General features: G+C 64.1%; 22 protein-coding genes. 15 read left to right on the forward strand and 7 right to left on the reverse strand.

The window, feature by feature from the left end; genetic code table 11:
* Positions 1-3: 3 nt before the first annotated feature.
* From VNT00_RS16645 to phoU, 6 genes are all read left to right on the forward strand, one after another.
* On the forward strand, positions 4-1,134 hold the full coding sequence (locus tag VNT00_RS16645; RefSeq protein ID WP_325589512.1) for an ABC transporter ATP-binding protein: 1,131 nt from the start codon (positions 4-6) through the stop codon (positions 1,132-1,134).
* A gap of 11 nt (positions 1,135-1,145) precedes the next feature.
* A complete protein-coding gene (locus VNT00_RS16650) occupies positions 1,146-2,051 on the forward strand; it encodes an ABC transporter permease subunit (RefSeq protein WP_414650948.1) in 906 nt (301 codons plus the stop codon).
* Positions 2,048-2,851, forward strand: a complete 804-nt coding sequence (locus VNT00_RS16655) for an ABC transporter permease subunit (protein ID WP_325589516.1) — start codon at positions 2,048-2,050, stop codon at positions 2,849-2,851. The genes VNT00_RS16650 and VNT00_RS16655 overlap by 4 nt, the downstream gene beginning before the upstream one ends.
* Positions 2,848-3,207, forward strand: a complete 360-nt coding sequence (locus tag VNT00_RS16660; protein WP_325589518.1) for a Spx/MgsR family RNA polymerase-binding regulatory protein — start codon at positions 2,848-2,850, stop codon at positions 3,205-3,207. Before VNT00_RS16655 ends, VNT00_RS16660 begins: the two co-directional genes overlap by 4 nt.
* A gap of 4 nt (positions 3,208-3,211) precedes the next feature.
* Entirely contained in the window at positions 3,212-3,895 is a 684-nt protein-coding gene (gene rpiA / locus VNT00_RS16665; RefSeq protein WP_325589520.1) for a ribose-5-phosphate isomerase RpiA, read from the forward strand.
* 197 nt (positions 3,896-4,092) lie between these two features.
* On the forward strand, positions 4,093-4,821 hold the full coding sequence (phoU, locus tag VNT00_RS16670; protein ID WP_325589521.1) for a phosphate signaling complex protein PhoU: 729 nt from the start codon (positions 4,093-4,095) through the stop codon (positions 4,819-4,821).
* A 219-nt stretch (positions 4,822-5,040) separates the two neighbouring features.
* On the opposite strand, the gene VNT00_RS16675 is transcribed toward phoU, so the two are convergent.
* Both VNT00_RS16675 and argA read right to left on the reverse strand, forming a co-directional pair.
* Positions 5,041-5,313: an oxidative damage protection protein gene (locus VNT00_RS16675; protein WP_325589523.1), complete on the reverse strand. Its 273-nt coding sequence runs from the start codon at positions 5,311-5,313 to the stop codon at positions 5,041-5,043.
* A 92-nt stretch (positions 5,314-5,405) separates the two neighbouring features.
* A complete protein-coding gene (argA, locus tag VNT00_RS16680; RefSeq protein WP_325589525.1) occupies positions 5,406-6,761 on the reverse strand; it encodes an amino-acid N-acetyltransferase in 1,356 nt (451 codons plus the stop codon).
* 84 nt (positions 6,762-6,845) lie between these two features.
* Here argA and hrpA point away from each other — a divergent pair, with 84 nt between their 5' ends.
* The 7 genes from hrpA to VNT00_RS16715 all read left to right on the forward strand — a co-directional run bounded on the left by hrpA (position 6,846) and on the right by VNT00_RS16715 (position 18,926).
* Positions 6,846-10,673 (forward strand): ATP-dependent RNA helicase HrpA, encoded by a 3,828-nt coding sequence (hrpA, locus tag VNT00_RS16685; RefSeq protein ID WP_325589527.1) that lies wholly within the window; start codon positions 6,846-6,848, stop codon positions 10,671-10,673.
* Between the two features lie 103 nt (positions 10,674-10,776).
* Positions 10,777-14,268 carry a DNA polymerase III subunit alpha gene (dnaE, locus tag VNT00_RS16690; RefSeq protein WP_325589529.1) on the forward strand — a complete coding sequence of 1,164 codons (3,492 nt, stop codon included), beginning with the start codon at positions 10,777-10,779 and terminating at the stop codon, positions 14,266-14,268.
* Complete coding sequence (locus tag VNT00_RS16695; RefSeq protein ID WP_325589531.1) at positions 14,265-15,365, forward strand: glycosyltransferase family 4 protein; 1,101 nt, start codon at positions 14,265-14,267, stop codon at positions 15,363-15,365. The genes dnaE and VNT00_RS16695 overlap by 4 nt, the downstream gene beginning before the upstream one ends.
* Complete coding sequence (locus VNT00_RS16700; RefSeq protein WP_325589533.1) at positions 15,362-16,204, forward strand: polysaccharide deacetylase family protein; 843 nt, start codon at positions 15,362-15,364, stop codon at positions 16,202-16,204. Before VNT00_RS16695 ends, VNT00_RS16700 begins: the two co-directional genes overlap by 4 nt.
* Positions 16,201-16,956: a glycosyltransferase family 2 protein gene (locus VNT00_RS16705; protein ID WP_325589535.1), complete on the forward strand. Its 756-nt coding sequence runs from the start codon at positions 16,201-16,203 to the stop codon at positions 16,954-16,956. The genes VNT00_RS16700 and VNT00_RS16705 overlap by 4 nt, the downstream gene beginning before the upstream one ends.
* Positions 16,957-16,975: 19 nt before the next feature.
* Positions 16,976-17,686, forward strand: coding sequence for a polysaccharide deacetylase family protein (locus VNT00_RS16710; RefSeq protein ID WP_325589559.1), 711 nt, complete (start codon positions 16,976-16,978; stop codon positions 17,684-17,686).
* Between the two features lie 91 nt (positions 17,687-17,777).
* On the forward strand, positions 17,778-18,926 hold the full coding sequence (locus VNT00_RS16715) for a glycosyltransferase family 4 protein (RefSeq protein WP_414650949.1): 1,149 nt from the start codon (positions 17,778-17,780) through the stop codon (positions 18,924-18,926).
* Between the two features lie 33 nt (positions 18,927-18,959).
* Here the strand turns inward: VNT00_RS16715 and VNT00_RS16720 are convergent, their stop codons facing one another.
* The 4 genes from VNT00_RS16720 to VNT00_RS16735 form a co-directional block, all read right to left on the reverse strand.
* Positions 18,960-19,775 (reverse strand): alpha/beta fold hydrolase, encoded by an 816-nt coding sequence (locus VNT00_RS16720; protein WP_325589537.1) that lies wholly within the window; start codon positions 19,773-19,775, stop codon positions 18,960-18,962.
* Positions 19,776-19,845: 70 nt separating this feature from the next.
* On the reverse strand, positions 19,846-20,115 hold the full coding sequence (locus tag VNT00_RS16725; protein ID WP_325589539.1) for a YkgJ family cysteine cluster protein: 270 nt from the start codon (positions 20,113-20,115) through the stop codon (positions 19,846-19,848).
* Positions 20,116-20,128: 13 nt separating this feature from the next.
* Positions 20,129-20,893: a YdcF family protein gene (locus tag VNT00_RS16730; protein ID WP_325589541.1), complete on the reverse strand. Its 765-nt coding sequence runs from the start codon at positions 20,891-20,893 to the stop codon at positions 20,129-20,131.
* A complete protein-coding gene (locus tag VNT00_RS16735; RefSeq protein ID WP_325589543.1) occupies positions 20,890-21,864 on the reverse strand; it encodes a glycosyltransferase family 9 protein in 975 nt (324 codons plus the stop codon). The genes VNT00_RS16730 and VNT00_RS16735 overlap by 4 nt, the downstream gene beginning before the upstream one ends.
* Positions 21,865-21,947: 83 nt before the next feature.
* Between VNT00_RS16735 and msbA the strand changes: the two genes are divergently transcribed.
* Both msbA and VNT00_RS16745 read left to right on the forward strand, forming a co-directional pair.
* A complete protein-coding gene (msbA, locus tag VNT00_RS16740) occupies positions 21,948-23,720 on the forward strand; it encodes a lipid A export permease/ATP-binding protein MsbA (RefSeq protein ID WP_325589545.1) in 1,773 nt (590 codons plus the stop codon).
* A gap of 118 nt (positions 23,721-23,838) precedes the next feature.
* A complete protein-coding gene (locus tag VNT00_RS16745; RefSeq protein WP_325589547.1) occupies positions 23,839-24,303 on the forward strand; it encodes a hypothetical protein in 465 nt (154 codons plus the stop codon).
* A gap of 95 nt (positions 24,304-24,398) precedes the next feature.
* On the opposite strand, the gene rng is transcribed toward VNT00_RS16745, so the two are convergent.
* A complete protein-coding gene (gene rng, locus VNT00_RS16750) occupies positions 24,399-25,862 on the reverse strand; it encodes a ribonuclease G (protein ID WP_325589549.1) in 1,464 nt (487 codons plus the stop codon).
* Positions 25,863-26,284: the final 422 nt, after the last annotated feature.

A 26,284-nucleotide genomic window follows, 5' to 3' on the forward strand; every position in this document is an offset into this window, starting at 1 on the left:
GCCATGTCGGACGATCTCCTGATGGCGCCGACGGGTTCCGCCCACCCCGACGATTTCGTGCGGATCGCGGACGTGGTCAAGATCTTCGGCGATACCGTGGCGGTCCAGTCGGTAAGCCTGTCGGTGCGTCGCCAGGAAATCTTCGCGCTGCTGGGCAGCTCGGGCTGCGGAAAGTCCACGTTGCTGCGGATGCTGGCCGGTTTCGAAGAACCCACCTCGGGCCGCATCTACCTGGACAACGAGGATATCACCGCCTTGCCGCCGTATCGGCGGCCGGTCAACATGATGTTCCAGTCCTATGCCTTGTTCCCGCACATGACCGTGGAATCGAACGTGGCGTTCGGCCTCAAGCAAGAGGGCGTTCCCGCCAATGAAATCCACGAGCGGGTTTTCGAGGCCCTGGACCTGGTGCAGATGGCGGGCTACTCGCGGCGCAAGCCCCAGCAGTTGTCGGGCGGCCAGCAGCAGCGCGTGGCGCTGGCGCGCAGCCTGGTCAAACGCCCCAAGCTGTTGCTGCTCGACGAGCCCATGTCGGCGCTCGACAAGCAAATACGCCAGAAGACCCAGATCGAACTCACCCGCATCCTGGAACAGGTGGGGGTCACCTGCATCATGGTCACCCACGACCAGGAAGAGGCCATGACCATGGCCGACCGGCTGGCGGTCATGTCGGAAGGGCAGATCGTGCAGTGCGGCTCGCCGCAAGAGGTCTACACCTTTCCCAATTGCCGCTTCGTCGCCGGCTTCATCGGCTCGACCAATTTTTTCGACGGCGTCATTTCGGTGGACGAGCCCGATCACGTGCTCATCGAATCCGACCAGCTTGCGCGGCCGCTTTATGTGAACCACGGCGTCAGCGAGCCCCTGGGCATGAACGTGCATGTTTCCATCCGGCCCGAAAACATCCGCGTCCAGCGCGAGCAGCCCGAACTCGACTACAACTGGGCGCACGGCATGGTCAATCATGTGGCCTGGATGGGCAGCTACGTGCGCTACCAGATCCGCCTGGATTCGGGGCTGGTGATCGAAGCCAGCGTACCGGCCCTGATGCTGACCCAGGACGATGCGCCCGGCCTGGATGAAGAAGTCTACGCCTGCTGGGCCAGCGGCACCGCTACGGTATTGCCGTCATGAGCCGGCAGTCCTTGGCGCGGTTTGCGCCGTCGCGCCGTACGCTGGCCATCGTCCCGCCGTTCGTGTGGCTGGGCCTGTTCCTGTTGCTGCCTTTCCTGCTGGTCCTGAAGATAAGCTTTGCGGACCTCAAGTTCGGCATTCCGCCCTATACCTCGTTGGCCGAGATCAAGGACCAGACGCTGACCATAGGCCTGCACCTGCGCACTTACGCGCTGCTGTTTACCGACAGCCTGTATATCGCTACCTACCTCAATTCGGTCAAGATGGCGGCGATCACCACATTGTGCTGCGGGCTTATCGGCTACCCCATGGCCTACTATATTGCGCGCTCGCGCCCGGCGCAGCGCAACCTGTTGCTCCTGGCTGTCATTCTGCCGTTCTGGACCTCTCTGCTGCTGCGCGTGTATGCCTGGGTGGGCATCCTGCGCAACGACGGCCTGCTCAATCATGTGCTGATGTGGCTGGGGCTTATTGGCTCCCCTGTGGAAATCTACCGCACCGACCTGGCCGTCTACATCGGGCTGGTCTACGCCTACCTGCCGTTCTTCATCCTGCCGCTTTACGCCAACCTGGTGAAAATGGACTTGCGCCTGCTGGAGGCCGCCCACGACCTGGGCGCCAGGCCGTGGCGCGTGTTCTTCAGCATCACTCTGCCGCTGTCCATGCCCGGCGTCGTGGCGGGCGCCATGCTGGTGTTCATTCCCACAGTCGGCGAGTACGTCATTCCCGAAATGCTGGGCGGAGCGAATACGCTCATGATGGGGCGGGTCATGTGGAACGAATTCTTCAATAACGCCGATTGGCCCATGGCGTCGGCCGTGACCTGCGTCATGGTGCTGCTGCTCCTGATTCCCCTGGTCCTGTTCCAGTACAGCCAGGTGCGGCAGTTGGACGACGGCAGGAAGGGGGCGGCATGATCCAGTCCAGCCGCAGCTTGCGAGCCGCCGTACTGTTCCTGGGTTATGGCTTTTTGTACGTGCCCATAGTCTGCCTCATGGCGTTCTCGTTCAACGATTCGCCCATGATGACGTCGTGGACGGGGTTTTCCTGGCGCTGGTACCATTCGCTCTTCAATGACCAGGCGCTCTTGAGCGCGGCCTGGCTGTCGCTGCGGATCGCGCTTCTCACGGCGACCGCCGCCACCATCATCGGCACCTGGGCCGGCTATGTGCTGGCACGCATGGGCCGGTTCCGCGGCTTCGCCCTGTACGTGGGCATGCTCAGCGCGCCGCTGGTCATTCCCGAGGTCGTGCTGGGCATTGCGCTGCTGCTTATGTTCGTCGAGCTCGGCGATTTGTTCGGCTGGCCATCGGGCAATGGCATTTTCACGATATGGGTGGGGCACGTCACGCTGTGCATGGCCTATGTGGCGGTGGTGATCCAGTCGCGCATCCGCGACCTGGACCGCTCGCTGGAAGAGGCGGCCCTCGACCTGGGCGCCACGCCGCTGAAGGTGTTCTTCAGCATCACGCTGCCCTTGATCGCGCCCGCCCTGGCGGCGGCCTGGCTGCTGGCGTTTACCCTGTCGCTGGACGACGTGGTGATTGCGTCGTTCCTGTCGGGGCCGGGCTACACCACCTTGCCGCTCGAGGTGTTCTCCCGGGTGCGCCTGGGCGTCAAGCCCGAGATCAACGCCCTGGCGAGCATTTTCATCGTGGTCGTGGGGATATGCGTTCTTGTGGCCAACCGGATACAACGACGCAAGGAGTCGATATGAGCGAAACCATACAGCTTTATGGGTTGAAACGTTGCAGCACGTGCGTAAAGGCCATGGGCTGGCTCGACGAGCACAAGGTTGCCTACCATTTCACCGATTACCGCGACAATCCCGTCGATCCCGGCAAGCTGTCGCAATGGTCAGCCGAGGCCGGCGGCTGGGAAAAGCTGATAAACCGCGCGTCCATGACATGGCGCAACCTGCCGGACGGGCGCAAGGCGCCCGCCAGCGACAAGGAATGGCTGGCTCTGGCCGTGGAGTTTCCCACCCTGATAAAGCGGCCCGTCATGGTGCGCGCCGGCGCGTTGCTGGGGCTGGGGTTCTCCGACAAGAAATACAGCGAATTACTAGGATAAAACCATGCTGACACAGCAGGAACTCAAACAGAACGTGGCCCAGGCGGCCGTCGACTATATTTTGCCCATGCTGCGTCCGGACGTCGTCATCGGGGTCGGCACCGGCTCCACCGCAGATCTGTTCATCGACGCGCTGGCCGCCCATAAGGCGAGCTTTCGGGGGGCGGTGTCCAGCTCCGAGCGCAGCTCGGCGCGGCTGGCCGCGCTGGGCGTGCAGGTCTTCGACCTGAACGACGTCGAAAGCATGCCCGTGTATGTCGACGGCGCCGACGAAATCGATGCGGGCCTGCATATGGTCAAGGGCGGCGGCGGGGCGCTGACGCGGGAAAAAATCGTGGCGTCCGTGGCCGAGCAATTCGTCTGCATCGTCGATGAGTCCAAGCTGGTCGGACAACTGGGCGGCTTTCCCCTGCCCATCGAAGTCATTCCCATGGCGGTCGGCGCCGTGGCTCGCGAGTTGGCGCGCCTGGGCGGCAAGCCAGTGCTGCGCGACGGCTTCGTCACCGACAACGGCTGCCGCATCCTGGATGTTTCGGGCCTGGCCATTGCCGATCCCGCCCAGTTCGAAGCGCGCGTCAACAATATTCCGGGCGTGGTCACCTGCGGCCTGTTCGCCATCGCCGGGGCCGATGTTGCGCTCATGTCCACGCAGGACGGCGTAAGGCAGCTGCGGCCCGCTTCGTCATAATTACGTCATATCTTTGCGTTAGGCTGGCTTCTTCAAGTGGTCGCCGCACCCGTTTGTGGGTGGCGGCGCAACGAACCCTGCTGCGCCATTGGGTGGATGCGTGTTTTCAGTGTACCCTTGGCGCTATTCGCTTTATTATTTTCGTATTGGCCCGCAAGGCGCCACTTTCTAGACATTTGCGATGAACGAAGGCTGATATGTCCGAACATACCAACAAGCAGTTTTCCACCGATCTTGAAACCACGCGGTCCCTGTTCCTGCAAATGGGTGGTCTGGTCGAGTCCATGGTTCGGGACGGCATGGAAGTCTTGATCAGCGGCGACCTGGCCCTGGTGGATCAGGTTCGCGAGCGCGAAAAAGAGGTCAACCGCCTCGAGGTGGAAATCGACGAGCGCATCGGCTACGTCATCGCCCGCAACCAGCCCACCGCCATCGACCTGCGCCTGCTGCTGTCGGTCTCCAAAATGCTGACCGACATGGAGCGCTGCGGCGACGAGGCCGAGAAAATCGCCAAGGTGGCGCGCCGCCTGCACGAAACCGACGGGCGCTACACGCCCATTGTCGAACTGCGCCACATGACCAACTACGTGGTCGGCATGATCCACGATTCGCTGGATTCGTTCGCCCGCGAAGACCCTTTGCTGGCGGCCCAGGTGGTGCGCAACGACAAGGAAGTCGACAAGGAATGGAAGGCGTCCCTGCGCCATATCATTACCTACATGATCGAGGATCCGCGCATCATCACGCGGGCCATCGACCTTGTCTTCATCGCCCGCTCGCTCGAGCGCATCGGCGACCACGCCAAGAACATGGCCGAACGCGTCATCTACATGGTGCGCGGCGCCGACGTGCGCCACACCGGCGTCAAGGCCACCGAACGCACCGCGCGCGGCGAAGACCCCTACGAGGAAGAAAACGAAGTCTAGGGTCGCTGGGAAGCCCGGCACCCGGTATCGCCCCCACGTAGCTGCTGTGCGTGCCACCACGACGTAGTCAGGCCGCTTCAGCTTGGCCAATTTTGTGAAGTTGGAGCACCGACCTGAACAAAATTGGCCAAGCTGAAACGGCCGCTTAAGAACCCAAAAAAAACGCTCCCAAAACAAAACGGCCTCCAGGGAAGCCGTTTTGTTTTGGGAGCGGCGGGATTACGCCGACGGAGGAACGTAGCCCTGGGCTTCGACGTTGGCGTCCTGGAACAGGAAGTTTTCCATTTGCTGGGCCAGGTACTTGCGGGCGCGGGCGTCGGCCAGGTTCAGGCGGTTTTCGTTGACCAGGCGGGTTTGGGTGTCCACCCACATCGCCCACGCCTCTTTCGAGATGTTCTGCCAGATGCGAACGCCCAGTTCTCCCGGATACGGGGGGAAGTCCAGCCCCTCGGCTTCGCGCTTGAGCTTTACGCAGTTAACCATACGTGCCATGAAAGTCTTACCTCGAACGAGTTATGCAATAAGGCACATTGTACCCAGACCCAGGGTGGTTCGTGCGCAAGCCCTTGGGGCGATTGCTGTTTTTACAGCCGCTTGATGAACACCAGGCTGTTGCGCGAGCGGTTGTAGTGAGCCTGGCGCTCTTTGGGCAGGTCGGCCACGCCGCCCTGGACGAAGCCGCGTTTCATGAACCAGTGCGAGGTGCGCGTGGTCAGCACGAAAAGACGCCGGGCCCCCATGGCGCGGGCGCGCGACTCGGTGTGGCGCAGCAGGATTTCGCCTTCGCCCGAGCCCTGCCATTCGGGATGGACGATCAGGCAGGCCATTTCCGCCATGCCTTCGCTCAGGTAGGGATTGAGCGCGACACAGCCGTAGATGACGCCGTCGTGCTCCAGGACGGTGAACTGCTCGACGTCGCGCTCGATGACCGCCCGGCCGCGCGGCACCAGCGTGCCGTCGGCTTCGAGGGGCTCGATCAGTTGCACGATGGCGCCCACATCGTCGACCGTGGCCGGCCGCAGGTCGTCCAGGGTGTCTTCGACCACCATGGTGCCGACCCCATCGTGGGTGAAGATTTCGAGCAGGACGCTGCCGTCCAGCGTATAGGGAATGAGGTGCGCCCGGGCCACGCCCCGCTTGACGGCCCGCGAGGCATGGCTCAGGAAGGAGGCCGTGTCTTCGTCCAGCGTGCCGGTGGCGAGCAGGGCGTCCGCGTCCTCGCGCGCCAGCTCGGTGTCCACCGAGCCGTCTTCGTCGCGCACGGTGCGGTCCTGGGTCATGAAGATAAGCTTTTCGGCCCGCAGGGCCACGGCGGCGCTGGTGGCCAGGTCTTCCATGGCCAGGTTGAACGCTTCGCCGGTGGGCGAGAAGCCCAGCGGCGAAAGCAGCACGATGGCCCCCTGGTTCATGACGGCGTTCAGGGCATTGATGTCAAGCTTGCGCACCGCGCCGGTGTGTTTGTAGTCGATGCCGTCGATGATGCCCACCGGCCGCGCGGTGACGAAATTGCCCGAGATGACCCGGATATGGGCGTGGGACATGGGTGTGTTGGGCAGCCCCTGGCTGAACGCCGCCTCGATGTCCAGGCGGATTTCGCCGGCGGCCTCCTTGGCGCATTCCAGCGCTTCCGGGCTGGTGGGCTCGGTGCCGCGCCCGAACTGGGTGTCGTAGCCCTTGAGCTTGAGCTGCTCGTTGACCTGGGGGCGCGAGCCGTGAACCAGAACCAGCTTGACGCCCAGCGCCGAGAGCAGCGAAAGATCCTGGATAATGGTGTTCAATACGCCGTCGTAGACGAGCTCCCCGCCGAAGGCCACGACGAAGGTCTTGCCCCGGAAATCGTGCACATAGGGCGCGACATCGCGAAACCAGCGCACGAACTGCGCCGGCGCGAATTCCGGGGCGTCTTGGGCTGAGAACGTGTCGACTTCATTTGTGGCCATGGCGGTGTCCGAAGATCCATAATGTTGGTATTGGGCGTGTCGTCAAAATTATAATGACCGCATCACCCGTTTATTAGAAAATTCATGCAAGAGTCCGTTGATTTGTCGGAAAACACACACACTGCTGGGCCGCAGCCGCAAGCCGAGCTGCGGCGGCCCCCGCCCATCGCGTATCCTGAAGACCTGCCCGTAAGCGCGCGGCGCGACGAGATCGCCGCGGCCATCCAGGCGCATCAGGTGGTCATTGTGTGCGGTGAAACCGGATCCGGCAAGACGACGCAACTGCCGAAAATCTGCCTGGAACTGGGCCGCGGGCTCAAGAAGATGATAGGGCATACGCAGCCGCGCCGCCTGGCGGCGACCTCGGTGGCCAAGCGCATTGCCGAAGAGCTCAAGACCGAGCTGGGCGACTGGGTGGGCTACCAGATACGCTTCAACGACCGCACCGGACCGCGCTCGGCCATCAAGCTCATGACCGACGGCATCCTGCTGGCCGAATCGCAGCGCGATCCCTTATTGCGCCGCTACGACACCATCATCATCGACGAGGCCCACGAGCGCAGCCTGAACATCGATTTCCTGCTGGGCTTCCTGCTGCAGCTATTGCCCAAGCGGCGCGACCTCAAGGTCATCATCACCTCGGCCACCATCGATGCCGACCGCTTCGCCCGGCATTTCGCCCAGCGCGGCAAGCCGGCTCCCGTGGTCGAGGTCTCGGGCCGCCTGTATCCGGTCGAGGTCCTGTACCGGCCCGTCCTGCAGGAAAGCGCCCAGCCGGAGGCGGACGCGGGCGGCCGCCGCGGCGCCGACGAAGAGCGCGACCTCATCGACGCCATCGTCGACGGGGTGGCGGAATGCGCCCGACACGGCACGGGCGACGTGCTGGTGTTCCTGCCCGGCGAGCGCGAAATCCGCGAAGCCACCGAAGCGCTGCGCAAAAGCCACCCGCCCAGCGTCGAGGTTCTGCCCCTGTTCGCCCGGCTGTCGCAAAGCGAGCAAGAGCGCATATTCCGGCCCCGCGGTAATGCGCGCCGCATCGTGCTGGCGACCAATGTGGCCGAAACCTCGTTGACCGTGCCGGGCATCCGGTACGTGGTCGACAGCGGGCTGGCGCGCGTCAAGCGCTATTCCTGGCGCAACAAGGTCGAGCAGCTGCGCATCGAGCCCATCAGCCAGGCGTCGGCCAACCAAAGGGCGGGGCGCTGCGGGCGGATCGGCCCGGGGGTCTGCATCCGCTTGTACGCCGAAGACGATTTCAAGCAGCGGGCTCCGTTCACGGATCCGGAAATCCTGCGATCGTCTCTGGCCTCGGTCATTTTGCGCATGCGGGCCCTCAAGCTGGACGACATCGAAACGTTTCCCTTCGTCGATGCCCCCACGGGCCGAGCCATTGCCGACGGCTATCATCTTCTGCAGGAGCTGGGCGCGCTCGACGACGCCAACCAGCTGACACCGACGGGCAGGGCGCTGGCCAGGCTACCGGTGGATCCCCGCCTGGCGCGCATGGTGCTGGAGGCTCGCGACCAGCAGTGCCTGGCCGAGATGCTCATCATCGCGTCGGCGCTGTCGGTCCAGGATCCGCGCGACCGCCCCATGAGCGAGCGCGAAGCCTCGGAAGCCGTCCATGCCAAGTTCGGCGACGATAAATCCGAGTTCCTGTCCTGGATCAAGCTGTGGCGCTGGTATGACGAACAGGTGGCGCACAAGGCCTCGCAGCGCAAGCTGGTGGCGCTGCTGCGCCAGAACTTTTTATCGCCGCTGCGGCTGCGCGAGTGGCGCGACGTGCACAGCCAACTGGCCGCACTGGTGGGCGAGCAGGGCTGGCGCGTCAATACACTGGACGCCACCTACGAGCAGGTGCACATGGCGCTGTTGTCCGGCCTGCTGGGCAACGTGGGGCTCAAAAGCGACGAAGGGTCTGGCTATCAGGGCGCGCGCGACATCCGCTTCCAGATCCATCCGGGTTCAAGGCTGGCCAAGAAGGCCGGGCGATGGATAGTCGCCGCCGAGCTGGTCGAAACCACGCGCCTGTATGCCCGCTGCGTGGCGCGGATCGATCCCTTGTGGCTGGAGAAGGCTGGCGCGCATTTGATCCGCCGCAACTGGTCCGACCCGCGCTGGGAAAAGAAGGCCGGCCAGGTGGTGGCCAACGAGCGTGCCACCTTGTACGGTCTGCCGGTCTATTCGGGCCGCCGCATCCACTATGGCAAGGTCGACCCGGTTCAGGCCCGCGAGCTCTTCATTCGCCAGGCGCTGGTGCCGGGCGAGATCGATACGCAACTGCCGTTCGTCAACCACAACCGGCAATTGATCGCCAAGATCGAAAAACTCGAGCACCAGGCGCGCCGCCCGGACATTCTGGTGGACGACACACTTATCTATGCGTTCTACGACCAGCGGATTCCCGCCGATGTGTATCAGACCGCCACGCTGGAAAAATGGGCCAAGGGCCTGGACAAGGCGGCCGCCCAGGCTTTGCAACTGACGCGCGACGACCTGATGCGCCACGAGGCGGCCGGGGTGACCACCGACGTCTTCCCCAGGAAGGTGCAATGGCAGGGGGTGGAAATGGCCCTGGACTACCATTTCGAGCCCGGCTCGGTACGCGACGGCGTCACGCTCGCCGTGCCGCTGTTCGCCCTGAACACCATCGACCCGGCACGCTGCGAGTGGCTGGTGCCCGGCATGCTCAAGGAAAAAGTGCATCTGCTGCTCAAATCGCTGCCGCAGAAAATGCGGCGCCATTGCGTGCCGCTGCCGGACTATGCGGCGGGTTTCTACGAGCGCTGGTTCGAGCGTGCCACCGACCCCGATCAAGGCTTGCTGGACGCCATCGCCGCGGACATGTGGGAACAGGTCAAGGTTCGGCCTGTGCGCAGCGACTTCAAGCTGGAAACCCTGCCGGCCCATTTGTTCATGAACTTCAAGGTGGTCGATGAACACGGGCGCATGCTGTCGGGCGGCCGCAATCTCGATCAGCTCAAGGCCGAACACGGGCGCGAGGCGCAGGCGTCGTTCCAGAAACTGGCCGTGCGCGACGAAAACGTGGCGCAGGCCCTGGCGCACGAACAGCTTACGTCCTGGACTTTCGGTCCTTTGCCCGAACTCATGGAAATCAAGCGCAAGGGGCAGTCCTTCGTCGGCTATCCGGCCCTGATCGACCATGGCACGCATTGCGACCTGGACGTTTTCGACGACCCGGCCGAAGCGCATGCCCAGCATCGCGCGGGTTTGTTGCGCCTGTTCAAGCTGGGCTTGCGCGAACAGGTCAAGTTCCTGGAAAAGAACCTCAACGACCTCACCCGCATGAGCATGCTGTACATGAGCCTGGGAACCCAGGAAGAGTTGCGCGACCAGATCATCGACTGCGCCATCGGGCAGGCCTGCCTGGCCGAGCCGTGGCCCGCCGACCAGGCAAGCTTCGATGCGCGCCGCGCCGAAGGCAAGACGCGCCTGGGCCTGCTGGCCCAGGAGGTTGCGCGCCTGGCGGGGCAGATACTGGCGGAATGGTCGGCGGTGCAAAAAAAGCTGCCGCAGGCCAAGGCGCACCAGGCTTGCTACGCCGACCTGCAAAAGCAGCTGGGTGCGTTGATGGGCAAGTGGTTCGTGCGCGATACGCCGTACCGGCAACTGGCCCAGTATCCGCGCTATCTGAAGGCGGCCCAGGCCCGCATCGACAAGCTCCGGGCCGACCCCGCGCGCGATGCGCGCCAGATGGCCGAGATGGCTCCCTTGCTGGTACAGTATCAACGCGCCCAGGCCGCGCTCAAGGGCGCTGCCGATGCCCAGCTCGATGAGTTCCGCTGGCTGCTCGAAGAGCTGCGGGTGGCCTTGTTTGCCCAGGAGCTGCGCACTCCCATGCCTGTGTCCGTAAAGCGCCTGCAAAAGGCGTGGCAGGCGCTGCAGCGGTAATGTTTCAACGAATTTCCCGGGCCGCCTCCGGCCAGGCCCGCGTGGAAAGCGAATGATTGCGACGCGATGACTTGTTCGGCGCTTCCTTAAGTACAATCCATCCATGACCGACGTAAACGATTCCTCGCCCTTCGTGCATCTGCGAGTCCACTCCGAGTTCTCGGTGGTGGACGGCATCGTGCAGATCCCCGAACTCATCAAGAAGGTGGCCGGCTATGGGCAGCCCGCCGTGGCCCTGACCGACCTCTCCAATATCTTCGGCCTCATCAAGTTCTACAAGGCCGGCCGCAAGGCGGGCGTCAAGCCCATTGCGGGCTGCGATATCTGGCTGCAGAACGACGAAGACCGAGACAAGCCCCACCGCCTGCTGCTTCTGGTGCGCACGCACCAGGGCTATCTGAACCTGTGCGACATCCTCACGCGTTCATGGCTGGACAACCAGCACATGGGGCGGGCCGAGGTGCGCGCCGAATGGCTGCTGGGCAAGGAAGGGCTCATTGTGCTGTCGGGCGGGCGCGGCGGCGACGTCGGCCAGGCCCTGGAGGCCGGCCGCGACGACGAGGCCAGGACGCTGGCGGCCAAATGGGCCAAGGCGTTTCCCGGCTCTTACTACATCGAGCTGCAGCGTTCGGGCGCCGACGGCGACGAAGCCTATGTGCAGGCCGCCTTGCGGCTGGCCGCGCGACTCGATCTTCCGGTCGTCGCCACCCATCCCGTGCAGTTCCTCGACGCCGGCGATTTCCGCGCGCACGAGGCGCGGGTCTGCATTGCCCAGGGTGAACAGCTGGCCAACCCCAAAAGGCCCAGGCGCTTTACGCAGGAACAGTATCTATTGTCGTCGCAGGACATGGCGCAGCGCTTCGCCGACGTGCCCTCCGCGCTGGCCAATACGGTTGAAATCGCCAAGCGCTGCAACCTGACCCTGCACCTGGGCACGCCTTGCCTGCCTAACTTCCCGACGCCCGAAGGGGTAACGCTGGACGACTACCTGGTGGAACTGGCCGAGACGGGGCTGCAAAAGCGCATGGCCCAGTTGTTTCCCGACGAGGCCGAGCGCCAGGCCAAGTATCCCGAATACGAAGAACGCCTGCGGTGGGAATGCAAGACCATCATCAGCATGGGTTTTCCGGGCTACTTCCTCATCGTGGCCGACTTCATCAACTGGGGCAAGAACAATGGCGTCCCGGTGGGTCCGGGCCGGGGCTCGGGCGCAGGCTCGCTGGTGGCGTTTTCCCTGGGCATTACCGACCTCGACCCAATCCGCTACGACTTGCTGTTCGAGCGCTTCCTGAATCCCGAGCGGGTTTCCATGCCCGACTTCGACATCGACTTCTGCCAGGACAATCGCGAACGCGTCATCGACTACGTCAAGCATAAATACGGCAAGGAGGCGGTCAGCCAGATCGCCACCTTCGGCACGCTGGGCGCCAAGGCGGTGGTGCGCGACGTCGGCCGGGTCCTGGAAATGCCGTATTCGCTGTGCGACGGCCTGTCCAAGCTTATCCCGTTCAACCCCGCCGATCCCTGGACACTAGAGCGCACCCTGGCCGAGGAGCCGGCCTTCAAAGAGCGCTACGAGCAGGACGAAGAAGTGCGCGCGCTCATCGACCTGGCGCGGCCGCTGGAAGGCCTGACCCGCAATATCGGCATGCATGCCGGCGGCGTGCTGATCGCGCCGGGCAAGCTTACCGATTTCTGCCCGCTGTATTGCCAGCCGGGCGTCGACAGCAATGCGGTTTCCCAGTTCGACAAAGACGACGTCGAGGCGGCGGGCCTGGTCAAGTTCGACTTTCTGGGCCTGCGCAACCTGACCATCCTGGATTGGTCCGTGCGCTATGTGCGCCGCTTCAACGAAACCAAGCGCGACTTCGACATCATGTCGGTGCCGCTGGACGACCACCGCACCTACGAACTGCTCAGCGAAGGCAACACCACAGCCGTGTTCCAGCTGGAATCGCGCGGCATGAAGGAACTGCTCAAGAACCTGCGGCCCAACACATTCGAGGACGTCATCGCCGTGCTGGCACTGTTCCGGCCGGGCCCGCTGGAATCGGGCATGGTGCTGGACTTCGTCAACCGCAAGCATGGCCGCGCCGAAGTCGATTATTTCCATCCCGACCTGGAGCCGGTGCTCAAAAGCACCTACGGCGTCATCGTGTACCAGGAACAGGTCATGCTGATCTCCCAGATCATCGGGGGCTACACGCTGGGCGGCGCCGACATGCTGCGCCGTGCCATGGGCAAGAAAAAACCCGAGGAAATGGCTAAGCACCGCGCCATTTTCGAGAAGGGCGCCATTGAAAAAGGCTATGACGGCGAGCTGGCTGTCAAGCTGTTCGACCTGATGGAAAAATTCGCCGGCTATGGCTTCAACAAAAGCCACTCGGCCGCCTATGCGCTCATTGCGTATCAGACCGCGTGGCTCAAGGTGTACCATCCCGCGGAGTTCCTGGCCGGCACCCTGTCATCCGACATGGACGACACCGACAAGGTGCAGACTTTCTGGAAGGACGCCCTGGCCAACGGCGTCGAGGTCCTGCCGCCCGACGTCAACGCTTCCAGCTACCGTTTCGAGCCGGTGGCCGACCAACACACCGCCAAGGGCCAGCCGCCGCGCACCATGCGCTATGGCCTGGGCGCGGTGAAGGGCGCGGGCCAGTCGGCGGTCGAAGAGATCATCCGCGTGCGCGACCAGGACGGCCCCTACAAAAGCCTGTTCGACTTTTGCCGCCGCGTCGACCGGCATACGGTCAACCGCCGCACCATCGAAGCCTTGATCCGCGCGGGCGCTTTCGACGGCATCGACGCGAATCGCGCAGCCTTGCTGGCCAGCATCGGCACGGCGGTCGAAGCCGCCGAACAGGCCGAGCGCAGCGCCAACCAGGTTTCCCTGTTCGCGGACGACAGCGACGACATCGTCGAAGGCGCGCTGGCCAATGTGGCGCCCTGGGATCTGCAAACCCTCCTCACCGAGGAAAAGACCGCCCTGGGGTTCTTCTTCAGCGCCCATCTGTTCGATGCCTGGCGCGACGAAGTGCGCCGCTTCGCGCCCACGCCGCTGGCGCGCCTCGAGCCGTCGCGCAGCCTGCAGTGGTTCGCCGGCGTGCTGTCTTCGGTGCGGGTCAAGATGACGCGGCGCGGAAAAATGCTGTATGCCTTGCTGGACGACGGGTCGTCGCAAATCGAGGTGGCCATTTTCAACGAGCTGTACGAACAGCACCGCAATCGTCTCAAGGAAGACAAGCTCATCATCATTCACGGCAAGGTCAGCAACGACGATTATTCCGGCGGCCTGAGGGTTTCCGCCGACCAGGTGTTCGACCTGCAGCTGGTTCGCGAGGCGCGCGCCAAGGCGTTGCGGGTTACGCTCAATGGCAATGCCGACGCGCTTCGGCTGCGCCAATTGCTCAACCCTTTCCGCGCCGAGCCCGAGAACGGCGTTCCGGGCGTGCCGGTCGAGGTCCGCCTCAAGCGCGGCGGGTTTCTGTGCACGGTGCGCCTGGGCGAGGACTGGCGCGTGCGCATGGCCGACGCCATGCTCGAGCAGCTGGAGCAGTGGGCCGAGCCGGACGGCGTGGAGATCGCGTATTCATGAGCCCATTGCGCATCATGCACTCCGAAGCGGCCACGAGTTTCGGCGGGCAGGAGCAGTACATCTACAGAATGATGCGCGCCATGCGCGACCGCGGCCACCATCTAGAAGCCATTTGCCAGCCGCACGCCGTGCTGGCCCAGCGGCTGCGGGACGATGGGTTCACTGTGCACACGCTGTACATGGACGGACCGATCAATTACGTCAAGGGCGTGCTGCAGCTGCGCAAAATATTGCGCGACGGCCGCTTCGACGTGCTGAACTCTCATAGCCGGCGCGATACGATGCTGGCCGGCTGCGCCGCCCGTCTGGCGGGCACGCCGCTTATCGTCCGCACCCGGCATCTGGCCAAAAAGGTAGGGTCGCTGCTGTCGTACACCATCGTGCCGCACCGGGTCACCACCGCCAGCGAGTTCGTTCGCAAACACCTCATCGACCGGGGGGCCAGGCCGTCCGACGTGGCGGTCGTGTATCCCGTGGTCGATCTGGCCGAATGGAGCCAACCTTCCACGCTGAGGCAAGAGCTGCAGCTCGGGCAGGACGACATCGTGGTCGGCTGCGTGGCGGTGATGCGGGCGCAAAAAGGGCATCGCGCGTTGATTGACGCCATGGAGCCCTTGCTGCGCCGGCGCGCCAGGCTGCATCTGGTCTTCGTCGGGGGCGGGTCGCCCACGTTCGAGCAGGTCCAGGCCCATGTTGCGGCAAAAGGGCTGGGCGGACAAATCCATCTCCTTGGCGCGCGCAAGGACGTTCCCAATCTATTGGCGGGATTCGATATGTTTGCGCTGGCCACCGAACAGGAAGCGTCGGGCACGGTGTTCGTCGAGGCGGCCAACGCCGGCCTGGCCGTGGTGGGCACGGACGTGGACGGCGTGCCCGAGATGATGAAAAACGGCGTAACAGGCCTGCTGGTGCCATTGCACGACCAGGCCGCGCTCACGGCGGCGCTTGAAAAACTCATCGACGATCCCGGCCTGCGCGCCCGGATGGGCGAGGCGGGGCGCCGCATGGTTCGCACCGAGGGTAAGTTCAGCCAGGAGGCCATGGTCCGGAATATCGAGTCCTGCTATTACCGCTGGCTAAGCGAGCTGAAAAAATGAAGTACGCGCAAACCGTCCCTGTGTTGATGTATCACCACGTTTCGCCGTCGGGCAGCTTCATCAATGCCTCGCCGCAAAACTTCGAAGACCAGTTGGCCTGGCTGTCGCGGCACGGTTACCGTTCGCTCGGCAGCGACGAGTTCGCCGGGCACCTGGCGGGGCAGCCCGTTCCCGCCCGCTCGGTGCTCATCACTTTCGACGACGGCTATCTGGACAACTGGGTCTACGCCTACCCGCTGCTGAAAAAATACGGTTTCCGGGCGCTGATTTTCCTGGTGACGTCCTGGATGGGCGATGGTTCTGTCCGTCCTCACCTTGGCCAGGAGGACTTGCCGCCCACGCCCGAGCATCGCGAATGCGAACGCCTGATCGATAGCGGGCGCGCCGATGACGTCGCGCTGCGCTGGAGCGAAATCCGGGCCATGCAGGCCGACGGCACGTTCGAATTCCACAGCCATACCCACACCCACACACGCTGGGACAAAAGCGTGCGCGCGGCCGAAAAAAACACGCTGATGGCGCGCGAACTGGCCGATTCGCGGGCCAGCCTCAAAGAACACCTGGGCGAAGTGTCGCAGCATTTGTGCTGGCCCCAGGGTTATTTCGACGACGACTACGTCAGGCTTGCCCAGGAAGCCGGATTCCGCTACTTGTACACCACCCAGGCCTTCGGGCAGAACCGGGCCGGCACGGATCCCGCCGGAATTTACCGGTTTGCCGTGCGCAACGCGCCAGGCGCCTCGGTGGGCCGGCGCGTCCGCATCGCGGCCGATCCCGTGGCGGGCCCTCTGTATAACCGCTGGAAGCTTTGGAAGCGCTCGCTCAGGGGCAAGGCATGACGACACTGTCGGTCATCGTCATTACCAAGAACGAGGCGCGGCATATCGGCGAGTGCCTGGACTCGGTGTCGTTCGCCGACGAGATCATCGTCGTCGATTCGGGCAGCACCGACGCAACGCGCGAGATCGCCCTGGCCAAGGGCGCCAAGGTGCACGTAACGCACGACTGGCCGGGCTTCGGCCCGCAAAAGAACCGCGCGCTCGACCTGGCCACCCAGGAGTGGGTGTTGTCCATCGATGCCGACGAGCGCGTCACGCCCGAGCTGGCCGGTGCCATCGGGCGGGTCCTGGCGGATCCGTCCGCCCAGGCCTACAAAATCGCCCGGCTCTCCAACTTTTGCGGACGCTGGATACGCCATAGCGGCTGGTGGCCCGATCATGTGCTCCGGCTGTTCAAGCGGGGCAGCGCGCGCTTCACCGACGCCGCCGTGCACGAAAGCGTCCAGGCTTCGGGGGCCGTCGCTGTCCTGGACGGCCACTTCCTGCATTATCCCTATGCGGATCTGGAAAGCATGATCGCCAAGGTCAACCGCTACTCCACCGACGCGGCCGCCATGATGCATGCCCGCGGCAAGACCACGTCGATGCCGGGCGTGCTGGGGCACGCGTTCTGGACCCTCGTGCGCATCTACGTGATCCGGCGTGGATTTCTGGACGGCAAGGAAGGCGTGATCCTGGCCGTCACGGCGGCGGCGGGCAGTTTTTTCCGCTACAGCAAGCTTTGGATCTTGAACCGGAACAAGTCGGAATAAGCCCATGATTCCTATCCTCATGTACCATCAGGTGGGGCAGCCGGCGGCCAAGGGGACGCCGTATCGAAGCCTCACCGTCCATCCAGCCGATTTCAGGCGGCAAATGGCGTGGATGCGCCGGCTGGGCTACCGCGGGCTGGCGATGCGCGATCTCGTTCCCTATCTTAGGGGCGAGCGCCAGGGCAAGGTGTTCGGCATTACTTTCGACGACGGCTACCGCAACGTCTATCAAAACGCCTTGCCCGTACTGGTCGAGCATGGCTTCACCGCCACCAATTATTTCGTGGCCCGGCAACTCGGCGGCGGCAATCGCTGGGACTACGAAAAAGGCATTCCGCATTCCGACCTCATGTCGCTGGACGAAATGCGCGGCTGGGCGGCGCAAGGCCAGGAAGTCGGTTCGCATACGCTGGACCACGTGTTTCTTACGCAGGTTTCGCCCGAGATCGCCGCTTATCAGATTGCCCAGTCGCGACGGGAACTCGAACAATTTCTGGGTGCCGAAGTCACGGCTTTTTGCTACCCTTACGGAGATGAAAGCCCCCGGATGCGCGCCCTGGTCCGCGAGGCCGGATACGCCAACGCCACCACCACCGAGGGCGGCCTGGCCAGGTCTTCCGACGATATATTCGGCCTGCCGCGCGTTACAGTGGCCCGTTCCACCAATATTTTCAGGTTCCTGCAAAAATGCCTGACTCGCCTCGAAGACAAGCGTCGCCGTGACCATTAAGCAAAACGCCAGTCCCGTCCGGCATGATGCTGCCGAGACCGCTGCCGCCGAATCTGGCGGAGCCCAGGGCGGCCAGATTTCCGCCGCCGCAATGGAGGGTGACCGCCTGAAAATCGCCTTCGTGGTGGACAGGTTCGGGGCGCGTTTCGGGGGGGCCGAAGCCTATGGCGTGGCGCTGATGCGCGAACTGGCCTCCAGCCACGATATTACAGTGTTTGCGCGCGAGTACGACACGGCTTGCGGCCTGGCCCTGCCTTACGTACCCTTGCGGTCCTGGCGGGGCTGGCCAAGCTGGGTGCGCGTTTTGCTGTTCGCCATACGCGCCCGGCGTGCCACCCGCCAGGGGTTCGACATCGTGCATTCGCACATGAACGGATGGAGCGGCGACGTCGAGGTCGTGCACGTTACGCCGGTGCGCTACAACTGGCGCGTTCGCAAGCTGCCGCTGCTGAAGCGCCTGCTGTCGTATGCCAGCCCCCGCGTGCAAACCTATCTGGGCCTCGAGCAAAAGCGGGTCCGGCCCCGCCCCGGGCATAGAACCGTGGCGGTGTCCGGCCTTATCGCCGACCAGTTGGCGCAGGCCTATGGCGGCGAGCTGCCCGTGCCGGTGATTCCTCCGGGGGTCACATCGCCCACCGACATCGACCCCGCCACGCGGGCGCGGCTGCGCGAGGCGCAAGGCTGGCTCGATACCGACCAGGTCTGCCTGCTGGTTGCCCGGAACCCCCTGCGCAAGGGGCTGCCTACCGTGCTGCAGGCGCTGGCCATGTTGCCCGACAACGTAAAGCTGCTGGTGGTGGGCGGCAATGCGGGCACGCGCGAGTTCGTCGTCAAGTTCAGGCAGGGCGAGCTCTTCGACCGGGTGCGCGTCATCGATGCCACGTCCGAAATCGGCCAGTACTACCAGGCGGCCGATGTCTATGTCCATCCCACCTTGAACGACAGCTTCGGCATGGCTCCGCTCGAGGCCATGTCCTACGGCCTGCCGGTGGTGCTTAGCCCCCAGCCCTGGTGCGGCTTCGCCCAGTACGTATGCCATGGCACCGAAGCGCTGGTGCTGGCCGATCCCGAAAATGCCGACCAGTTGGCCCAGTATTTGCGCCGCCTGGCGCAAGAGCCCGATTTGCGCGGGCAGCTCGTGGCGGGCGGTGCGCAAGTGGTCCGGCGGCATAGCTGGGCCGAAGCCGCGCTCCGTTATCTGGCCCTGTATCGCGAGGTCCGGGCCGAGCGGGCCGGCTGAGACCTGCCGCCCACGCTTCCCAAGGGGTTCCCGCTAGTTCCGGCCGGCCCGCTCACCGGCGTGCCGGCGCAGAAAGCCGCAGGCCAGCTCGATGAATTCGTCCGGCCGCTCCCATAAGGCAATATGGCCGGTTTCCATTTCCGCATACTCGGCATGGGGGATCAGGGCGGCCAGCCGGTGGGCATGGTCGACGGGCACCATCTGGTCGTGCCTGCAGCCTATTACCAGCGCCGGCCTGGTGATGCGCCGGGCCTGTTCGCATACGTTCAGGGTCCGATCCAGCTCGATCTGGCGCGCCATGCCTTCCCAGTTTATGTTGTCGAGCATGAAGTCGATGTTCTGGGTCAGGGCGGCTTCGTCCAGGCTCGACAAGAAGGCCGGGCTGAAGCCGGTCAGCAGCGCGATGCGCGCCATGGATGCACGGTCGCTGCGGATCAGGTCGCGCCACAGCTCGAATTGCATGGCCTGGCGGGGGCTGTCGCTGGAAGCAAAACCGGCGAGCAGCACGACGGATCGCACAAGCTGCGGGTATTCGGCGGCAATATGGACGGCTATGGGAGCCCCCAGCGAGAATCCCGCCAGATCGAACGGAACGGTCCCCGCCGCCCGTGCCGCCGCGACGACCTGGTCGGCCAGCGTGGCAACGGTCAGCGGCCCGCCTTGGTCGCGGGTCTGGCCCGAACCCGCGTATTCGGGGCGAACGACGGTCCAGTGCGGGGCCAGATGCGGGACAAGATGGCCCCAGTGGCTTTCGGAGTCGCCGCCAGTGCCGTGGACCAGCACCAGTCCCGGGCCCGCGCCGTCGACACGGTAGGCGATGCGGGCTCCGGCATGATCGATGGTGTGCATGCAAGGTATCCTTGGTTGCGCATGCCGCGCGGTTGCAAGACCCCGATCATCTCCAACGGCTCTACCGTCGTCAAGGCCCGCGCAAGTCAGGGGCCGTGCTCCGCTCCAGCTCTGTCAGCCATAGCAGGGCCTGGCCGCGCGTGGCGCCGCACATTTCCTCCGAAGGCTGCAGGCCCGAGCAGCAGGCGGGCCGCTCGGGCCTGCCGAAGATCAGGCAGCGGTTGTCCGGCGCGAGCTGTACGCAACGGACTCCGGCTGGCTTGCCGAGAGGCATGCCCGGGATGGGGCTGGAGATGGAGGGCGCGGTACAGCACGCGCCGCAGTTGTCGCGGCAATCCATGGTTTAAAGGGTTCTAGATCCAGCCGCGCACCCAATAGGCCAGCAGGCCGGCGTATTCCTTGATGATCGAGCGTGCGGCATCGAAGGCGCGTTCGTTGGGCTGCCAGAACGAGAAGTCCGGGTCGTCGGGCACGACGATCTGGGGAGGCGATGGCGCGGCGATGGCGGTGATGCCTTGCTTGTGGAAAACAGCCATGGCGCGCGGCATGTGCAGCGCCGAGGTAACCAGCAGCACGCGAGACAAGCCAAGGGCCTTGAGCTTCTGGGCCGTGTATACGCCGTTTTCGTGGGTGTTGTAGCTGTTTGTTTCCAGTACCAGGGCGTCTTCGGGCACGCCTTGCTTGCGCAGGACCGCGGCCATGTTTTCGGCTTCGCTGATCTTGCCTTCCAGCGCGGCCCCCGACAGCACCACCAGCGGGGCGCGGTGGGCTTCGTATATCTGGGCCGCCGTTTCGACCCGGGTGATGGCGCGGTTGCGGTGGTAGGGTTCGAACCAGTTCCTGCGGCCCCCGGCGGTGTTGCCGCCCAGGACGACGATGGCCTGGGCGGCCGGGAGGTCCTGTGGCGGTACATAGGGGTAGAGTTGTTCCAGCCTTCCTCCGGCCCAGAGCGAGGACGCCGGCAGCGACCAGAACACCCCCCAGCATAGCGACAGCCCCGCCAGCAGGGCAGCGGTCTTGCGGCGCCGGACGATAAAGCACAAGGCTGCCAGCACAAGCAGCGTGATGCACAGATTGAGCGGAATGATCAGGTTGGTGAAGAAACTGGAAAAATTCATGCAAACCGAGTTGTTGATGGCGTATGCAGGTCTGCCTGGCGCAGCACTTCGTCCACGGTGGGCCAGTGGCCTTCGGAGCCCAGGCATATTGCATTCTGCGACCAGGGGCCGGTGCGCTCGCGCCGCGTGACGCCGAAAAGCGTAAGCTGCTCGGCGCCGGCGGCGGCCGCCACGTGCGACACGCCCGAGTCATTGCATATTACCAGCGAGGCGGAACGAGTCAGTGTAGCAAATGCACCCAGCTTGAGGGGGGGCAGGCACAAGGCGTCCGGCGCGTTGCGCCTGGCGTCGTCGGCTTCGGCCGGAGGCGGGCACATGACTACGATTTGTCCCTGCTGCTGCAGCTTGCGGGTCAGCTCGGCAAAACCGGGCCAGACCTTGATTTTGCCATGGTGCAGTCCGGTGGCGGTGGGAGCGATGAGTATGAACTGCCCGGGCTGCAGGCCGGCCTCGGCCATGGCGCGGCGGCCTTCCTCGATGTGCCGGGGGGCAAGCCGCAGGTCCAGCGAGGCGGGGGCCTGGGAGGGCATCGCCGGCAAGCCCCAGCGCCGCGCGGCTTCGGTGGTGAGGTGGTACCAGGATTGCACGGCATGCAGGGAAGGCGCCGGCTTGGCGATGGGCCAGCGCAGGATCAGGCTGCGGCCGTCGTCCCGGTAGCCGCAACAGGCCAGTCCGGCAAAACGGAAGACCATGGCGCTGGACAGGGAGTCCGGCAGCAGCAGGCCGACGGCGCGGCGATGGCGCGCGGCGGTCTTGTGCGCGCTGACCGCCGCGCGGTCGGCGCGCCAGTTGCCCGTCATTTCGACGAACCCGGCCAGGCCGTAGCCCGCCAGCAGGTCTTTGGCCCATGGGCGGGCGCACGCGACGATGGGCAGCCCGGTGTCCAGCAAGGCATGCAAACTGGGTAAACTCATGCAGACGTCGCCGATCCAGTTTGGCAGGCGTAGATATATGGCTGAAAAATTGGGCATCGGCGGGTGAAAGGTTCGAAATTCGGGCCAGACTGCGGGAACGCTAAAATGATGCACTCAATTGTATAAGAGCGAGCTGATTCTTGAATTCCGTTCCACCATCCGGCGCATCCCATTCCGAGCCCACCAAGATCGATTTGTGGCGCCGCATCTATTCACGCCTTGGCCCGTACTGGAAGGCGGCCATCGTCGCCGCCATCCTGGTCAGCATCAGCGCGGCGACCCAGCCGACCCTCGCCGTCATCATGAAGCCCCTGCTGGACCAGGGCTTCAACGGCAACAAGCCTTCCTACATGTGGTCGATACCGCTGGCCGTAATAGGCCTGGTTTTGCTGCGCGGCATATGCACCTTCGGCAGCAGCTACGTGCTGGCCTGGATCGCCAACAACATGCTGCTGGGAATCCGGCGCGAAATGTTCGAGCGCCTGCTGGGCCTGCCCGACGAGGAATTCAAGCGCGGCGACACCGGGCGCCTGCTCAACCGCTTCACCATCGACGCCACCAACGTCACCAACCTGGCGACCGAGGTCATCACCGTCATCGTGCGCGAGACGCTGATCGTGGTGGCCTTGCTGGCGGTCCTGCTCTATATGTCGTGGCAGTTGACCCTGATCGTTATCATCATGCTGCCGGCGTCGGTGCTCGTGTCCCGTATCTTCATAAAGCGCCTGCGCCGCATCAATCGCGACACCATCAGCATGAACGCCGAACTGACCCGGGTGGTGGGCGAAGCCATAGACGGGCAGCGTGTCGTCAAGCTGTTCGATGGCTACGAGCGCGAGTCGGGCCGTTTCCAGTATGTCAACGGGCGCTTGCGGCGGTTCGCCATGCGGGCCGTGTCGGCCGATGCGGCCATGTCGCCGCTTACCCAGTTCTTCGTGGCGCTGTCGGTGGCGGCCGTCATTGCCGTCGCCCTGTATCAGGCCAATCATGGCGGCCTGACCGTGGGCAGCTTCGCTGCCTTCATGGCGGCCCTGGGTCAGATATTCGACCCGCTCAAGCGCCTCACGAACATCGCCGGCGCCATGCAGCGCATGCTGGTTTCGGCCGAAAGCGTGTTCATGCTGGTGGATCATCCGCCGGAAAGCGATAGCGGCACCGTCGTGCTGAAGGAGCCCATCGCCGGCAAGGTGGAATTCAGGAACGTCGTCCATCGCTTCGAGGGGGTGCAAAACGACACGATTTCCGATGTGTCCTTCACGGTCGAGCCCGGCCAGACCGTGGCGCTGGTGGGGCGTTCGGGCAGCGGGAAAACCACGCTGGTCAACATGCTGCCGCGCTTTGTCGTGCCGACCGCGGGGCAGGTGCTGATCGACGGGCATTCCGTCGCGGACTGCACCTTGCGCAGCCTGCGCAGCCATCTGTCCCTGGTCAGCCAGGACGTGGTGCTGTTCGACGGCACCATAGGCGAGAACGTCAGCTATGGGGCCTTGCACGAGGCCAGCACGCAGGAAATCCACAAGGCGCTCGAAGCGGCCAATCTGCATCAGTTCGTGGCCAGCCTGCCGCAAGGGCTCGATACACGGGTCGGCGAGAACGCCAGCAGCCTGTCGGGCGGCCAGCGCCAGCGCCTGGCCATTGCTCGCGCGCTCATCAAGAACGCGCCCATACTTATCCTGGACGAAGCCACTTCGGCGCTGGACAACGAGTCCGAGGCGCAGGTGCAGGCGTCGCTGGAGCGCCTGATGGTGGGACGCACGACCCTGGTCATCGCCCACCGCTTATCGACGGTGCAAAAGGCCGATAAAATCGTGGTGCTGGACGCTGGCCGCATCGTCGAGCAGGGGCGCCACGAAGAACTGCTGGCAAGCGAAGGGTTGTACGCGTCTCTGTACCGCATGCAGTTCAAGGATTGAGGCGGCCTTGCTGCGCCCGCGCCGCGGCCAGGCCCGGCATCGGGCGTGTTCGGGCCGGCCGGCAGCAGGGCAGGGGCCTTCCGGGCTATTGGGAATCACTACTGGGCAAAGGAACAAAATGAAGAAGCTGTTGTTGCTGTGCGGTTTGGCGGTGCTGGCGGGATGCGCCGGACAAGGCCAGGGCGGGATAGGGCTGAGCATCCTGGAAACGCAGCCTTATATGCGTGACGAGCGCTGGGTGCCGCGGACTTTCGTGCAGGTCCAGAAAGCGGTGCTGCTGCAGCAGACCAAGTGCGGCTCCAACATCCAGTTCGCCGTCGACGAGGACCACCCCAGCTATGCCCGGGTTACGCAAAAGCTCGATTCGCTGCCGGGACAGGACGACGGCGGCTGGAGCCGCACGCTGGTATTGGGCTTGCAGATGATGACGAGCCTGCGGCTGCGTGGAAATCTGTATAGCTATTACGAGATCGACAAGGCCCAGATACAGGCCATGTACAACGCCATCCTGCACCCCGATATCTGCCCTGGCCAGCCGATTCCCCCCGAGCCGCCCAAGCCCGCGGAAAACGAGGAAGAGTAGGACGTGGATGTTGCCGGCGGCGGGGTCGCTGCCCTGGCTGGGCAACCCGGCGTTGCCCGGTCCCGGCGCGGTCTCTTGGAATGTGTTGGCCGAGCTTAGATCAGCACAATATCGTATTGCTCCTGGGTGTAGCTGTTTTCAACCTCCAGCGAGACTGGTTTGCCGATGAAGTCGCCCAGCATGGCCAGGTGGGGGCTTTCTTCTTCCAGGAACAGATCGACAATGGCCTGCGAAGCCAGGATGCGGAATTCCTTGGGATTGAACTGCCGCGACTCGCGCAGGATTTCACGCAGGATCTCATAGCACAAGGTGCGCGCGGTGCGCACATTGCCGCGCGCCTGGCAGGTGGGGCAGGGTTCGCATAATTGATGCGCCAGCGAGTCGCGCGTGCGTTTGCGCGTCATTTCCACCAGGCCGAGCTGGCTGAAGCCGCTGACCGTCATGCGCGTGCGGTCCTTGCTCAGCGCCTTTTTCAGCTCGGCCAGCACCGATTCCCGGTGCTCGGCATCGTCCATGTCGATGAAGTCCAGGATGATGATGCCGCCCAGATTGCGCAGGCGCAGTTGGCGGGCCAGCGCCACGGCCGCCTCCAGGTTGGTCTTGAATATGGTGTCGTCGAAATTGCGCCCGCCCACGAAGCCGCCGGTGTTGACGTCCACCGTGGTCAGAGCCTCGGTCTGGTCGATGATGAGGTAGCCGCCCGACTTCAGGTCCACGCGGCGCGACAGCGCCCGGGCGATTTCCTCGTCGACGTGGGCAGTGTCGAACAATGGCCGCTCGCCGCTGTAGTGCCGGATCCGATCCTGCACCGAAGGGGTGTAGATCTTGGCCCATTCCAGGAGCTCCTGCGTGGTGCTGCGCGAATCCACCAGAATCGAGCCCGTATGGGGCCCTACCATGTCGCGCAGCACCCGCTGGGCCAGGGTCAGGTCGGCATGCAGCAGCGAGGGGGCGGGTTGGGTCTTGATGCGGTTCTGGAGATTGGCCCACAAGACACGCAGGTAGGACTGGTCTGCGGCCAGCTCTTCATCGGTGGCGCCTTCGGCCTGGGTGCGCACGATGAAGCCGCCGGTTTCGTCCTTGGGCATCAGGCGTTCCACCCGTTCCCTCAAGGCGATGCGCTCTTCCTCGGATTCGATTTTCTGGGAGATGCCGACATGCGGGTCGAAGGGGAGGTAGACCAGCATGCGCCCCGCAATGCTTATTTGCGTGGAAAGGCGGGCGCCCTTGGTGCCCAGGGGGTCCTTGATGACTTGCACCAGCAGCGACTGCCCCTCGAAAAGCAGCTTCTCTATGGGCGTGGGCGGGTTGCCGTTGGTGCGTTCAACGCGGTTCTGCCGCAGGTCGGCCACATGGATGAAGGCCGCCTTTTCGAGCCCGATGTCGACGAAGGCGCTTTGCATGCCCGGCAGTACACGCACGATCTTGCCAAGGTACAGGTTGCCGACGTGGCCGCGCTGGATGCTGCGCTCGATGTGCAGTTCCTGGGCAATGCCGTTGGCCGTGACGGCCACGCGGGTTTCAAAAGGGGTGACGTTGATGAGAATGTCTTCGGTCATGGTCTGGAAAGCCTGGTGTGGGCGGCAAGGCCCGCCCGGCGGCATGCCGCCGGGCTCAGGAGCATATTATGCCCTTCATGCGTCCCGGCGCCCGCCGGGCGGGCGCTTGGCGCGCGGCTGCGCCGTCGTCTTTTTTCTGGATATTCTGCTTTTGATTTGCCCCTTTTCAAAATGGTGTGCTATAGTCACGCTTCTTCGCAGCCGGGGCACCCGGGTTAACCCGGTAAGACGGGTTGGGTGCACGATCCAAGGGATTGATTTGATTGATCTTTTGGGGCGGATGGCGAAGGCGGCGCAAGCCGGGCGGATTGGGCGCTTGACAGGTTGATCTGGATAGTTCATAATTTCGCTTCTGTGCTGATTGCGGCACAACTGCTCTTTAACAACTTAACAGCCGATAAGTGTGGGCGCTTGAGGGATCA

The organism is Eoetvoesiella sp. (assembly GCF_035555955.1).
Lineage (GTDB): Bacteria > Pseudomonadota > Gammaproteobacteria > Burkholderiales > Burkholderiaceae_B > Eoetvoesia.